The sequence below is a fragment of the Streptantibioticus ferralitis genome (assembly GCF_029223525.1).
Lineage (GTDB): Bacteria > Actinomycetota > Actinomycetes > Streptomycetales > Streptomycetaceae > Streptantibioticus_A > Streptantibioticus_A ferralitis.
Window position 1 is genome coordinate 250,879 of the sequence record NZ_JARHTQ010000009.1, and the last position, 13,686, is coordinate 264,564.

13 protein-coding genes are annotated in these 13,686 nt (G+C 70.5%); 9 read left to right on the forward strand and 4 right to left on the reverse strand.

The window, feature by feature from the left end:
- Positions 1–36: 36 nt before the first annotated feature.
- A complete protein-coding gene (locus tag P2L57_RS17095) occupies positions 37–1,452 on the reverse strand; it encodes a S1C family serine protease (RefSeq protein WP_372515732.1) in 1,416 nt (471 codons plus the stop codon).
- 238 nt (positions 1,453–1,690) lie between these two features.
- On the opposite strand from P2L57_RS17095, the gene P2L57_RS17100 reads away from it, so the two are divergent.
- The 3 genes from P2L57_RS17100 to P2L57_RS17110 all read left to right on the forward strand — a co-directional run bounded on the left by P2L57_RS17100 (position 1,691) and on the right by P2L57_RS17110 (position 4,392).
- Positions 1,691–2,524: a glycerophosphodiester phosphodiesterase gene (locus P2L57_RS17100; RefSeq protein ID WP_275815284.1), complete on the forward strand. Its 834-nt coding sequence runs from the start codon at positions 1,691–1,693 to the stop codon at positions 2,522–2,524.
- 189 nt (positions 2,525–2,713) lie between these two features.
- Entirely contained in the window at positions 2,714–3,280 is a 567-nt protein-coding gene (locus P2L57_RS17105) for an ATP-binding protein (RefSeq protein ID WP_275815286.1), read from the forward strand.
- A gap of 131 nt (positions 3,281–3,411) precedes the next feature.
- Positions 3,412–4,392 (forward strand): DUF5926 family protein, encoded by a 981-nt coding sequence (locus P2L57_RS17110; protein ID WP_275815288.1) that lies wholly within the window; start codon positions 3,412–3,414, stop codon positions 4,390–4,392.
- 252 nt (positions 4,393–4,644) lie between these two features.
- On the opposite strand, the gene P2L57_RS17115 is transcribed toward P2L57_RS17110, so the two are convergent.
- The gene (locus tag P2L57_RS17115; RefSeq protein ID WP_275815290.1) at positions 4,645–5,379 is read right to left on the reverse strand and encodes a hypothetical protein; all 735 of its coding nucleotides are present in this window, start codon (positions 5,377–5,379) and stop codon (positions 4,645–4,647) included.
- 184 nt (positions 5,380–5,563) lie between these two features.
- Positions 5,564–6,274 carry a bifunctional DNA primase/polymerase gene (locus P2L57_RS17120; RefSeq protein WP_275815292.1) on the reverse strand — a complete coding sequence of 237 codons (711 nt, stop codon included), beginning with the start codon at positions 6,272–6,274 and terminating at the stop codon, positions 5,564–5,566.
- A gap of 700 nt (positions 6,275–6,974) precedes the next feature.
- Between P2L57_RS17120 and P2L57_RS17125 the strand changes: the two genes are divergently transcribed.
- Complete coding sequence (locus tag P2L57_RS17125; RefSeq protein WP_372515733.1) at positions 6,975–8,519, forward strand: PP2C family protein-serine/threonine phosphatase; 1,545 nt, start codon at positions 6,975–6,977, stop codon at positions 8,517–8,519.
- A 113-nt stretch (positions 8,520–8,632) separates the two neighbouring features.
- Entirely contained in the window at positions 8,633–10,090 is a 1,458-nt protein-coding gene (locus tag P2L57_RS17130; RefSeq protein ID WP_275815294.1) for an aminopeptidase P family protein, read from the forward strand.
- Positions 10,091–10,183: 93 nt separating this feature from the next.
- Here the strand turns inward: P2L57_RS17130 and P2L57_RS17135 are convergent, their stop codons facing one another.
- Positions 10,184–10,627 (reverse strand): ATP-binding protein, encoded by a 444-nt coding sequence (locus P2L57_RS17135; protein ID WP_275815296.1) that lies wholly within the window; start codon positions 10,625–10,627, stop codon positions 10,184–10,186.
- A 206-nt stretch (positions 10,628–10,833) separates the two neighbouring features.
- On the opposite strand from P2L57_RS17135, the gene P2L57_RS17140 reads away from it, so the two are divergent.
- From P2L57_RS17140 to P2L57_RS17155, 4 genes are all read left to right on the forward strand, one after another.
- The gene (locus tag P2L57_RS17140; RefSeq protein ID WP_275815298.1) at positions 10,834–11,646 is read left to right on the forward strand and encodes a hypothetical protein; all 813 of its coding nucleotides are present in this window, start codon (positions 10,834–10,836) and stop codon (positions 11,644–11,646) included.
- A 111-nt stretch (positions 11,647–11,757) separates the two neighbouring features.
- Complete coding sequence (locus P2L57_RS17145; protein ID WP_275815300.1) at positions 11,758–12,471, forward strand: YcnI family copper-binding membrane protein; 714 nt, start codon at positions 11,758–11,760, stop codon at positions 12,469–12,471.
- An 83-nt stretch (positions 12,472–12,554) separates the two neighbouring features.
- Complete coding sequence (locus P2L57_RS17150; RefSeq protein ID WP_275815302.1) at positions 12,555–13,220, forward strand: SCO family protein; 666 nt, start codon at positions 12,555–12,557, stop codon at positions 13,218–13,220.
- Positions 13,217–13,681, forward strand: coding sequence for a copper chaperone PCu(A)C (locus P2L57_RS17155; RefSeq protein ID WP_275815304.1), 465 nt, complete (start codon positions 13,217–13,219; stop codon positions 13,679–13,681). Before P2L57_RS17150 ends, P2L57_RS17155 begins: the two co-directional genes overlap by 4 nt.
- Positions 13,682–13,686: the final 5 nt, after the last annotated feature.

Consider the following 13,686-nt stretch of genomic DNA (forward strand, 5'->3'; position numbering starts at 1 on the left):
GCGGGTGCTCGGGTTGGGGTGCGAAGGGATCTTGGGTCAGCTGTCGCCCTTGCGTTCGCCCAGGGTGACCGTTGTGGTGTGGGTGGAGCCGCCGCGCTGGTAGGTGACCTGGGCCTGGTCGCCGGGGCGGTGCTGCCAGATGGTGCCGATCAGGGTCGGGCCGCTGTCGACCACGGTGTCGTTGAGCTTGGTGATGACATCGCCCGGCTTGAGGCCCGCCTTGTCGCCGGGGCCGCCCGCGGTGACCGCCGAGCCGCCGTTGGCGCCGTTGTCGGAGATCTGGGCGCCCTGGCCGTTGTAGTTCATGTTCACGGACAGGCCCATCACCGCGTAGACCGGCTGGCCGGTCTTGATCAGGGTGTCGGCCACGTACTTCGCCTCGTTGATCGGGATGGCGAAGCCAAGGCCGATGCTCCCGGCCTGCGAGGAGCCGCCGAACGGGCTGCTGGCGCCGTTGTTGGCGGACTGGATCGCCGAGTTGACCCCGATGACCGCGCCGTTCGCGTTGAGCAGCGGGCCACCGGAGTTGCCCGGGTTGATCGAGGCGTCGGTCTGCAGGGCGCTCATGTAGGAGGCGGTCGAGCCCTGTCCGTCGCTGGAGGCGACCGGGCGGTTCTTGGCGCTGACGATGCCGGTGGTGACCGTTCCGGACAGACCGAAGGGGGCGCCGATCGCGATGGTCGCGTCGCCGACGGCGGCCTGGTCGGAGTTGCCGACCGGCAGCGGGTTGAGCTTGGCGTCGCCGGCGTTCTTGAGCTTGATCACGGCGATGTCGTAACCCTGGGCGCGGCCGACGACCTCGGCGTCGTACGTCTTGCCGTTGGAGAAGGTCACGGTCAGTTTGCCGCCGTTCGCGGCGGGGGCGACCACATGGTTGTTGGTGAGGATGTGGCCCTGGGTGTCGTAGACGAAGCCGGTGCCGGTGCCGCTCTCCTGGCTGCCGCTGGCGTTGATCGTCACCACACTGGGGAGCGCCCTGTTCGCTATGCCGGCGACCGAGCTGGGCGGGCGGTTGAGTGCCTTGGGGTCGACGGCGGACGACACCGTCGTCGAGCCGTTGTCGGCGCGGTTCGCCGCCCAGTAGCCGATGCCGCCGCCGACGCCGCCCGCGACCAGCGCGGCCACGATGACCGCGGCGACCAGGCCGCCCGCGCCGGGACGCCGCCTCTGCTCGGGTGCGGGCGCCGGGCTCAGCGCGTACGAACCGTACGGGTCCTGCGGGCCGTTCGGCGGCTGCGGCGGATCCGCGGGCTGCCCGGGTGTGCCCGGTGCGGGAGCGGAGAAGGCCGACGGCGGCACGGGAGGCGGTGGCACGGTGGGGTGCGCCGGGGGGACGGGGGGCATCTGCGCGGTGTCGCGAGGCTGCTCCGAGACGCCCGGCTCGCCCTCCATGGGCCGGCCGCCACCGTCCTGCCCGGAGGCGGGGAGGCCGCCCTCGTACTCGGTGCTCACAGCTGTATCTCCTCGAAGTGCGCGATATGGACGCGATGTGGGGCTGACGGGGACCGTCAGCTGACGGACAGCGGGAAGAGTGCCGTAGGACAGCCTTTCCCATGGGGCGTCGGACCACCGTAAGCAGTCGCCGCCCAAGTGGCCGTATTCCTTTACACCTGATGAAACGGCCATCTTCGACGGATCAGACATCTCCGACTAATCGGATCCTGTCACCAGGCGATGGCACGATAACCTCGTGACCCATGCGTACGTAGCCGGGGATGCCCTGCCAGGCCCGAAGGCCATCCAAGTCGTCGCTCACCGCGGCGCTTCGGAAGACGCCCCAGAACACACCCTCGCCGCGTACCGCAAGGCGATCGACGACGGCGCCGACGCGCTGGAATGCGATGTCCGTCTCACCGCCGACGGTCACCTGGTCTGCGTACACGACCGCCGCGTCAACCGTACGTCCAACGGGCGCGGCGCCGTGTCCGCCCTGGAGCTTTCCGAGCTGGCCGCGCTGGACTTCGGCTCGTGGAAGGACGCCTACGAGTCACCCGACTGGGAGAGTTGGACGCCGGATCCGCTGGAGCGCAGTTCCGTCCTCACCCTGGAGCGACTGCTCGAACTCGTCGTCAGCGCCGACCGCCGCATCGATTTGGCGATCGAGACCAAGCATCCGACGCGCTGGGCCGGCCAGGTCGAGGAGCGGCTGCTGGAACTGCTGGCCCGCTTCGATCTGCTGCGGCCCGCCGAAGGCCGCCCCCAGGTGCGGGTGATGAGCTTCTCCGCGCGTTCGCTGCGCCGGGTGCAGGTCGCCGCCCCGAGCCTGCCCACGGTGTTCCTGATGAGTTACGTGCTGCCGAGGTACCGCGACGGACGGCTTCCGGCCGGGACGCAGATCGCCGGTCCGGGGATGCGCATCCTGCGTACGAACCCCGGATATGTGGCGCGATTGCATCGGGCCGGACACCGCGTACACGTCTGGACGGTCGACGAACCGGCGGACGTGGAACTGTGCGTACGGCTGGGAGTTGACGCCATCATTACCAATCGCCCGAAGCGAGTACTGGAACAACTCGGGCGATAGGCAGTCAAAAACGGCAAGAAATGGTGATAGCCGGACCACTTTGCCCAGTCGCCCCACACGGGGAGTACACCGGCGCGTTCGGACCGTGTTCGACCGCCAAGAGTGCACCAAGGGATGGTGAATGGCCTGTTTCCGGTCCAGGCCTTTGGGGCATCCAATCCGTGGCGTGGGGTGAAGGAGGTAGCGGGGGTGGCGTTGGTGGCAGCCCAAGAGGTACCGACATCCTCGACCATGGCCCTGCCCCATGGTCCGGCGGGAGTCGGCGCGGCACGTCGGCGACTGCGTGAGGAACTGTGCGAGTACCAGACCCCGGACACGGTGGTCGACGATGCGGTGCTGGTCCTTTCCGAGTTGCTGAGCAACGCGTGTCGGCACGGCCGTCCGATCGACGGCGGCGCGGGCGTGAACGGTGACGGCGAGGGTGCGCACGACTTGGGCATACGCGCGGCCTGGCGGCTCGACGAGGACGGATTGCTGACCCTGGAAGTGACCGACGGCGGCGGCCCCACCCGGCCCAAGCCCTCCAGCCCCTCACTGACCGCCCGCGGCGGCCGGGGACTCGGCATCGTCGGCGCCCTGTCGCTGGACTGGGGCGTCAGGGACCGGCCGGGCGAGGTCACGGTGTGGGCGGTGCTGCCGGTACGCGGTCGGCACGCCCGGCGCGATGGCGTGGGCGCACGGATGGCGGTGCCCGCCCTGGGGGCGGTTCCGGACGCGCTGGGGGACCTCGGCGGGCTCTTCGACGATCTGGGGTGAGGGCGCCGGGGCCCCGGTTGCGGCGTCCGAAGCATCTTGACGCGGGACACGTCCGGTGCGGCAACGTCCGCGGCCCGCAGGGCACTAGGCTCGCGCGGGAAACGTTCGCCGCACGCGGGAGACACCCAGTCATGGCCAAGAAGCGCCCCCTCACCAAGGACCGCAAGCCGTCCGCACCGCGAGGCGACGGGGAGGTCCCGGTCGTCGGTGCGCGGGAGGCCTGTCCGTGCGGTTCCGGTCGCCGGTACAAGGCCTGTCACGGGCGCGCGGCGGCACACGCGGTGACCGAGCTGGTGCAGCGGCCGTTCGAGGGTTTGCCGGGCGAATGCGACTGGGTGGCGCTGCGTGAACTGGTCCCGGCCGCCACCGTGGAGTTGACGCTCAAGGGCGGACTGCCCGAGGGTGTGCCCTCGGTCACCCTGGCGACCGTGCTGCCGATGGCCTGGCCCGCACTGCGCCGCGACACCGGCGCCGTGCTGCTCGGCCTGCAGAACGACACCGCGTCCGGCGACATCAGCCGTGATCTGGCCGACACGCTGCGGCGCGCGCTGGAGACCGAGCCCGGCAACCAGGTCGAGGCGCACCGCCCCGACCCGGCGGGTCCGCGGCTACAGGATCTGCTGGATGTGACCGCGCCGTTCAGCCCGGTCGTACACACCGGCTTCGAGTTCTGGCTGGGCAGCCCCGAAGAGGCGGCGAAGGCCACCGGTGAGGTCGCCGCGTCCCTGGAGCGGGCCAACGAGGCGGCGCTACCGACCGTGCGGCTGAGCGGAGTTGAGGCCGCCTACTGGTGCGCGACGCCGGACAAGAACCATTTGCGGTGGGTCATGCCACACCCGGAGGAGAAGCTGCTGGACGCACTGGCCCGGCTGCACGCGGCAGGCGCCGCGTCGTTGGGCGAGGGGACGCGACTGGTGGGCTCGTTCCGCGCGCACGGCCTCGTGGTGCCGGTATGGGACCTGCCGGGGTCGGTGGGGGCGGACGAGGTCGAGAAGCCCGCGGCGGCGTTCGGCGAGCGGCTCGGTGAGGCGCTGGCCTCGGACTCTCCGCTGACCGCGCAGGAGCGCAAGGCGCGCAGCGGCCTGGCGAATCGGCAGATCACGTTGAGCTGAACGACAGATGATCGCCATCGGATCGGCGCTTGATTGGCGTGCGATGGGAACGTGATCCCTGTCACAACTTTCCATAGGGGCCGGTAAATAGGGGTTTTGATCTCGGCACACGAATTTGCGAACGGCCGATCTCTTGTTACCGTTAATTACAGCCCGGTCGCTGGTGCATCCCCCGTCGCCAGCGACCGGGTCTTTCCATGCCCGGATGCCGCCGACGCGTTAGTCGTGACGTTTCCGGTCCGGACCACCCCGCTATTGATCGGTATCGCCGCCGCCATCGCTTCCGGCGTGCAGCAACACCCGGTCCCCGTCCGCCGAGGCGAACTCCGCCACGGCCTGGTACGGCGGTGCGGACGGGTTCGGCGCCACGGTCGGGTCGTGCGGCGTCTCGCACACCCGCGGCTCGGCCGACGCCGCCACCGCGCAGTGCACGACGACGGTCCGCTGGTCCGGCCGCATCAGGGTCAGTACGGCGGTGAGCGGACTGCCGGTCGTGTTGCGGTAGTAGGTACGTCCCCACGTGTTGTGGCCGTCGGTGAGTACACAGGTCTGGGCCTCGACTCCGTGCGGCGAAGTGAGTTGCGGGCCGCAGTTGGCAGATGCGGAAGATTGTCCTCCGGTATTGGATTGCGCTCCGCTCACGCCGATAGATCCGGCGGTTCCGGGCGCTCCGGGAATTGGCGGAAGATCCAGCCCGGAGTCACCCAGCAGACCGCCCGCGTTCTTGGCCGCCCCCGAGGGCGATTCCTTCAGCCCGTTGTCGGCGGATTTCCCAGCCGCGTTCCCGGTTTTGGCGGCGTCACTCGCGGCGCCCTCGGGGGCGCCGGCTGATTCCCGGGACGCGTTGCCGACCAGCCCCGGCGGGGTCGCCGGGGCCTTCCTGCCCTGCCCCGCCGGGCCCGCCGTCGCGGCGGCCAGTGGCAGCGCCACGGCGAGGGCGGCGACGCTTGCCAGGGCGATCATGCGCAGATTCGACGCGCGCTCCATGGAGACCCACCTGCGTTAGCCGGGGACAGCTTCGGTGGGCCGAACATATCGGGATGAACGGGGCTGTTCTGGTGGCCGCGCGCGGTACACCCGCTATGGGCGGCCTCTCACACCCGAAAGAGTGAATGGCGATGGTTGAGGAGCCCGATGCGCGCCGGGACGCCGGACCCGGCAGGCAGCAGGCTCAGTACGCGAGACGGCTGCCGTCGGGCGCGGACGCTCCCGCCTCGACCAGCGTGTCCACGATGACCGCGATGTCCGGCAGCCACGGCGCCGAACCACCAGGTCCCGGCTGTGGTGCCCGCTCCCAGGCCGCCCGGCTCGTGCCGGTGTCCGACGGCGGCAGCACCACATAGCCACCGCGTCCGTGGTAGCGCAGCGAGGAGGGCACCCAGTCGTGCCGGTGCAGCAGCTCGCCCAGTTCTTCCATCGAGTACGGGGCGACGAGCAGCGTGGTGCGCGTCGGCGTCGCGATGACGGGTCCGAGCCGGACGCCCATTGCGTCGAGCGTCGCGAGCGCCTTGACCCCCGCGCTCGCGGGCAGGCTGACCGCGGAAGCCGGGCCCCCGGTGGCGAGCAGCACGGGTGCGTCCGGCCGTTTGGTCCACCACCAGCCGACCATCCGCGGGTCGGTGGTCGCCGCGAGCAGCTCGGGGTCGTGCGGATGTACGCCAGGCACCGCGCAGTCCGGCCGCCCGCAGGCGCAGGCCCGTACCGCACCACTACGGGACGTACCGCGCCGCTCCTCGGCCCCCAACTCGAATCCGGCACCGGGCACCACCGGCCAGCGCCACTGCTCGGCGCAGGTGAGCGCCGCGGCGCGCGGCGTCGACCGCTCCCGCCTGGACCACTTGGACCACATGAACCCGCGTCGCCTTCCGAGGATCTCGCGCATCAGCGCTCGTTCCCTTCCCGTAAACGCTCCAGGATCTGCCCATTACCAACCCGAACCGCGTCTCCCCCGTGAGGGCAGCACACCGCGTACGAGGCAGCGCATCACGCTGCCGGCCGAGCGTGAAACATGGCGAGGGGTGGCGCTCACCTGGCGCTTCGCTTGCTGTTCTCGGTCCCGCCGGTGGTGCTTGCCGGCAACCCCTCTGCTTGCAACGCCTCTGTTGTGGCAACCCCTTGTACAGGGGTACGTCAGCCGTCGTCGTGTAGGACGCGCGGGCCGGGTCGCGGGTTCCTGCCGTATCGGATCGATCGGCGGCCCTGCCCTGTCCCATCACGTACGTACCCGCCGACGCGGATATGACGCACTGTTGGACGCGCTGGTGATTGGCACTGATTGGCCTCAGTCGATCGTGAATTGACTTACCCGGCGGCTATTTTCAGTCAACCTCTCACCATGAGCCGCTTCTGAGAAGCGGCGGAGACACCTACGCGGCCACCTGCGCAATCCTGGACATGCCCTCATCCATGCGTGTACAAGGGAGGTATTGATAGCGGCGCAGCATGACATGGGGGTTTGCGATGCTATTGACAGAAAAAGGCAGTTCGCATGCCGAGGTATTCCGCACGCCTAAATGCCTGGAAAGCAGTAGAAATCCGGGCATCTTCCCCTCCGACCGGATTCACTCCGGAAGCCCCCGACCATGAGTACAGCCCGCGTCCCGAAAGTGGCCGGAATCGATCCTCCCACTACTGGCGTCGCAGAGAATCCCGCCAGCACCGCCGACCACCCCCCCGCCGAGGACTCCCCCGCCGCCTCGTCAGGACTGTGCGCCGAAGCCCCGACGACGCGCTCCGCGGCGAGCGGATCCCCTTCGTCCGCGGCGAACCCCGCACAGCACGCCGGCCACGCCGCGACCGCCGCCGATGGACTCGCCGACGCCTTCCGCTCGATCGACCAGCTCGCCGCCCTCCAGGACCGTATGGCCTCCTGGATCTCCGACCTCACCACGCTGCACGAGCTCACCGAGGAGCTGGCCCGCGCCGCCACCCTCGACGCCACCCTCCAGGAACTGCTGCGCACCGGCGCGGGCTTGGTCGGCGCCCGGCGCGGGCTCGCGGTGCTGGAACCCGCCGACGGCCTCGGCCCGCACACGTCCATCGGCTACGGGCTGCTCCGCGCCGACCTCGGCACCATCGAGACGGTCCCGCGCGGCGAGGCCGCCTTCGGCCGCCTGCTGGACGGTCCGGTCGTCGGCTGCGGCGACGGTCTCGTCGAGGTGCTGCACACCGACCTGGCCCGCGAACCGGACCTCGACCAGCGCCATCGCGAGGTCGCCTGCCAGCTCGGCTTCGGCGCGAGCTACGGACTGCGGCTGGCGACCGCCCGGGACGGCAGGCTCGGCGCCGTCGTCTGGCTCTACGACGAACCGGCGGAACCCACCGAACGCCAGCGCCACCTCGCCTCCTTGTACGTGCGGTACGCGGCCGAACTGGTCGCCCGACAGATCGAGCACTCCCGGGCGCACCACACCCTCGCCGTGGTGCGCGAGGAACTGCTGCCCAGCAGGCTGCCACGGGTGCCCGGGGTCCGGATGGCGGTCCGGCACCGGACCGGGCCGCGCGGCGGCGGTGACTGGTACGACGCGCTGCCGCTGCCGGAGGCCGCGCTCGGACTGGCGGTCGGCTCGGTCACCGGCTCGGGCCCGAGCGCGGTGGCCACGATGGGACGGCTGCGGGCCTCCCTGCGGGCGTACGCGGTGATGGAGGGCGAGGACCCGGTCGCGGTCCTGTCCGACCTGGAGCTGCTGCTACGGGTGACGGAACCGGCCCGGTCGGCGACCGCCCTGTTCGCGTACGTGGAGCCGGGGACGCGCAGGCTGCTGCTCGCCGGGGCGGGGCACTGCCCGCCGCTGATCGTCGGCGAGCGGCGCACCGAGTACGTGGAGACCTCGCTCTCCGCGCCACTGGGGATGCTCAGCTGCTGGGAGGCGCCCAGCGTGGAATTCGAGGTGGAGCCCGGCGAAACGCTGCTCCTCTACACCGACGGACTGCTGCACCGGATGGGCCAACCGGTCGACCGGGCGTTCGCGATGCTGCACGCGGCGGCAGCCGACACCCCGCGGGCGGCCCGGGAGGACCCGGAGCTGATCGCCGACCACGTACTGCGTGTCTGCCTGCCGGACGAGCGGGACGCGCCGGGCTGCGACGACGACGTCGTGCTGCTGGCGACCCGCTTCGAGCACTGACCGGCGCCCGGGTGGCCGCTTGACGGTGCCCCGACAGTGGTTATCCACAGGCCGGGATACGAGCACCCGTACACGCTTACGATGGCAATCGTCCTAGTGCGAGGAGGCATGACGTGGCCGAGGAGCGCGCCCCGGAGAACCCCGAAGGCGATGAGCCCATCAAGCAGCGGAAGAACGGCCTGTACCCGGCCGTTTCCGATGAGCTGGCCGAGTTGATGAAGTCCGGCTGGGCCGACACCGAGCTGCGTGACCTGCAGCCGATCGCCCAGGCTCGGTACGCGGCCGAGCACCGCGCCGCACTGTCCGCGCGCTTCCCCGGCGAGCGGCTGGTGATCCCGGCGGGCAACCTGAAGACCCGGTCCAACGACACCGAGTACTCCTTCCGCGCCTCGTCGGAGTACGTCCACCTGACCGGCGACCAGACCGAGGACGCCGTCCTGGTGCTGGAGCCCGTCGAGGGCGGCCACACCGCGACCGCGTACCTCCTGCCGCGCTCCAACCGGGAGAACGGCGAGTTCTGGCTGGACGGCCAGGGCGAGTTGTGGGTCGGCCGTCGGCACAGCCTCGCCGAGGGTGAGCGGCGCCTCGGCATCCCCACCCGCGATGTGCGCAAGGCCGCCGAGGAGTTGGCCGCCGCCTCCCCGGCTGCCACGCGCATCGTCCGCGGCTACGACTCCGCCCTTGAGCAGACGCTCGCCGGTGTGCTGGACGCCGAGCGCGACGAGGAGCTGAAGGCGTTCCTCAGCGAACTGCGCCTGGTCAAGGACGAGTGGGAGATCGGCGAGCTGCAGCGGGCGGTGGACTCCACCGTGCGCGGCTTCGAGGACGTGGTGAAGGTCCTCGACAAGGCGGAGGCCACCTCGGAGCGGTACATCGAGGGCACGTTCTTCCTGCGCGCCCGCGTCGAGGGCAATGACGTCGGATACGGCAGCATCTGCGCGGCCGGCCCGCACGCCACCACCCTGCACTGGGTACGCAACGACGGCCCGGTCCGCTCCGGCGACCTGCTGCTGCTCGACGCGGGCGTGGAGACCACCTCCCTCTACACCGCCGACGTCACCCGCACGCTGCCCGTCTCCGGTGCGTACACCGATCTGCAGCGCAAGATCTACGACGCGGTGTACGAGGCGCAGGAGGCGGGCATCGCCGCCGTCCGCCCGGGCGCCAAGTACCGCGACTTCCATGACGCGGCGCAGCGCGTGCTGGCCGGGAAGCTGGTCGAGTGGGGAATCGTCGAGGGCCCGGTGGAACGCGTCCTGGAGCTGAACCTGCAGCGCCGCTGGACGCTGCACGGCACCGGTCACATGCTCGGCCTGGATGTCCACGACTGCGCTCAGGCGCGCACCGAGACCTATGTCGACGGCACGCTGGAGCCGGGCATGGTGCTGACCGTCGAGCCCGGGCTGTACTTCCAGGCCGATGACCTGATGGTGCCTGAGGAGTACCGCGGCATCGGCGTCCGTATCGAGGACGACATCCTGGTCACCGAGGACGGCAGCCGGAACCTGTCGGCGGCGCTGCCGCGCCGCTCGGACGAAGTCGAGACCTGGATGCGGGAGTTGCGCGGCTGACCGGGCGCCGACCGCGGCCGGCGGTTTGACGATCGCGGTGCGGGGCCCGCTGCCCGCGCCGCGGTCCCGTCCTCTCCGCCGAGACCAGCAGGGTCATGACGCTTTCAGCAGCGAGTCCTCACGCCATTTGAGGACCTTGTCGAAGCTGACAACAGCGCCGTGCCCCGGTCTGTTGTGGAAGTGGACGTGGTCCACCAGCGATTCGATCAGGAACAGCCCCCGGCCGTGCTCCGCCTGATGGGATCTTCTGCCCAGCGGGCGCACCGTGCGCCGGATGCGGCCGAGTGGAAAGCCCGGCCCCGAGTCGGTGACCTCGATCCGGCAGCGGTCGCCCTCGATATGGGCGGTGACCTGGTAGGCGCCACCCGCGCCCGCGTGCTCCACGGCATTCGCGCATGCCTCGGAGAGTGCGACCGACAGGTCGTAGGAGATGTCCGGATCGACACCCGCGGTCTCCATCGTGCCCAGCAGGAGCCGTCGGGCGAGCGGAACGCTCGCAGCTTCGCGCCGCAAATGGAGTGACCACCAGATGCTCATGCTCCAGCCTCCTGGCCGCGGCTCGATGTACGGATACGTATTGCCGCGAAAGTCGACCGGTAAGCGTGGTGTTGACGTGATGCCGCTCATTCGGCGGATGCACGGGGCGGACGTAGCGGAGTAATGGGGCACGCTTCGCGCACCGTCGCGAGCCGGGCACCCTGATGTTCGGGTTGCCTGTGACGGGTGGGATGATGACGCCCGCCATGACTGCCCCCGTGCGCGCCGGCGCCGACCTGAGACTGCTGAGGGCCGCGGTGTTCGCCGCGGTCTGCGTCACGCTGTCCGCGGCCGGACACGCGATGGCGTCCGGGGGCGGCATCCCGCTGTGGACGCTGCTGGCCGGTTGGGCCGGGGTGCTCGCGGTCGCGGCGCCGCTCGCGGGGCGGGAGCGTTCGCTGCCCGGTATCGCGGTCGCCATGCTGGGCGGACAGCTCGGGCTGCACGCCCTGTTCAGTACCGGGCAGTGGTGCGCCGAGCCGGTGTCCGACGGCCGGTCGGGGCGGATCATGGCGCTCGCCGGGCATCTGCTGTGCAACGACCAGCTGCTGCGGCTGACGCCGGACAGCGCGGCGCAACTGCTGCGGCAAGCCCATATCGACCCGTCATCCGCCGCCGCGACGGCCACCGCCACTCAGAACATGCCCGGAATGGCGGGCATGCCCAATATGCCGGGCATGACGGAAGCGCACGGCTGCCTGTCGTACTCACTGCCGATGCTGTGCGGGCACCTGGCGGCCGCGCTGGTCGCCGGATGGCTGCTGCGCCGTGGCGAGGCCGCGTTGTGGCGCCTCGTCCAGTTGTCCGGCTACGGCATGGAGCAGGCCTCGGCGCTGCTGCCGCTGCGTCTCGCACTCATCGCCGCCCGGACCCTGGCCCTGGTCGCCGGGCTGCTCGGCGAGCGGCCGACCGTGGTGCGACCGCGTCGGGTGGCGTACGGATCCGGGCGCCCGGAGTCCGTGCATCTTCAGCACTCGGTGATCCGCCGGGGTCCACCCGCTGTGGCCCTCGCGGCCTGAGACGACCCTCCACACACCCAACGGCGAAACACGCCCTTCGGCGTGCTGGGGTCGCGGCCGCATGCGCGTCACCCTGAAGATCGCCTCCCCCACCTGTGGAGTTCCAGCATCATGACCATCTCCCGTAAGCCCGCCGTCAGCCGTCTGGCCGCCGTCGGTGCCGCCGCCGGCGCCTCCGTACTGCTGCTCGCCGCGCCCGCGTTCGCGCATGTCACCGTCAGCCCGTCCACCGCCGCCAAGGGCGGCTACAGCACGGTCGACTTCAAGGTGCCCAACGAGCAGGACAACGCCAACACCGTCAAGGTCGAGGTCGACTTCCCCGCAGACCACCCGCTGGCCTCGGTGCAGACCGAGCCGGTACCCGGCTGGACCGCCACCGTCACCAAGACCAAGCTCGCCAAGCCGATCACCACCGACGACGGTCAGGTCACCGAGGCCGTCACCAAGATCACCTGGTCCGGTGGACAGATCAAGCCGGGCGAGTTCCAGCAGTTCCCGGTGGCGTTGGGCCCGCTGCCGAGCGACACCGGCAAGCTGGTGTTCAAGGCGCTGCAGACGTACGACAACAACCAGGTCGTGCGCTGGATCGACGCCTCGACGCCGGGCGGTGCGGAGCCCGCACACCCCGCCCCGACGATCACCCTCACCGACGCCAAGAGCGGCGACGCCACCCAGGCCACCGCCCAGCAGAGCGCCGCACCGGCGTCGTCCAGCGGCGGCAGTGACACCACCGCCCGTGTCCTGGCCGTGGTCGGCATCGTGGTCGGCGCCGCCGGTATCGGCTACGGCGTGCTCGCCGGCCGCCGGCGCGGCTCCGCCGCCTGATCCTCCGTACGGCCGCCCCGGTCCCCGCTCGGCAACGCCGGACAGGGGCCGGGGTCCGCATCACCTCTTTTGGGGAACCCTGAATGCGTACACACAAGCTCCGCGCACGCAGCGCCGCGTTCTGCGCGGCGTTCGCGGCGACCGCCGCGCTCACCCTCACCGCGTGCGGCAGCTCCACCGACGACAAGCCGGTCGCCTCGGTCTCCGCCTCCGCCACCAGCGGCAGCGCGCTGCCGCTCAGCCCCGCGCAGCCCAAGCCGAACCTGGTCCTCACCGACACCCACGGCCACAGTTACGACCTGGCCAAGGAGACCGCGGGCAGGCCCGTGCTGCTCTACTTCGGCTACACGCACTGCCCGGACGTCTGCCCGCTGATCATGTCCGACATCGGCAACGCCAAGCGCAAGCTGCCCAAGGACGAGCAGGACAAGCTCCAGGTGGTCTTCATCACCACCGATCCGGACCGGGACACCCCGCAGCGCCTCGCCGGCTGGCTGCCCGGTCAGGGCCAGGGCTTCATCGGACTGACCGGCAGCTTCGACGCCATCCAGGCCGGTGCCAAGTCCGTGGGGATAACGATCGAGAAGCCGGTCAAGCAGAAGGACGGCAGCTACACCGTCACCCACAGCGCCGAGGTCCTGGCGTTCTCGCCCAAGGACGACAAGGCGCACTACGCGTACACCGACAGCGCGGACTCCGCCACCTACCAGCGCGACATCCCCAAGCTGATCAAGGGTGAGGACCTGTGAGGCGGCTCGCGGCCAGCGCGGCCGCCTTGGCACTGGGCGCGCTGGCGCTCACCGGATGCGGTTCCTCCGGATCCTCCCAGTCGGCCGGCGCCAAGCCGGAGTTGAAGGTCAGCGGCGGATATGTGCCGCAGCCCGCGATGGACGACATGGCGGCCGGATACTTCACGGTGACCAACACCGGCGGGGCCGACGACCAACTGACCGGTGTCACCAGCGATGTGGCGTCCGACGTCACGATGCACCGGACGCAGTCGAACGCGATGCAGGAGGTCAAGTCCTTCTCCGTGCCCGCCCAGGGCAAGCTGGTGCTGAGCACCGGCGGCAACCATCTGATGCTGATGGGCATGAGGAAGAAGCCGACGGTGGGCGAGAAGGTGTCCTTCGTACTGCACTTCGCCAAGTCATCGCCGATCACGGTGAACGTCCCGGTCGAACCCGCGACTTACCGGCCGAAGGGCTGAACCGC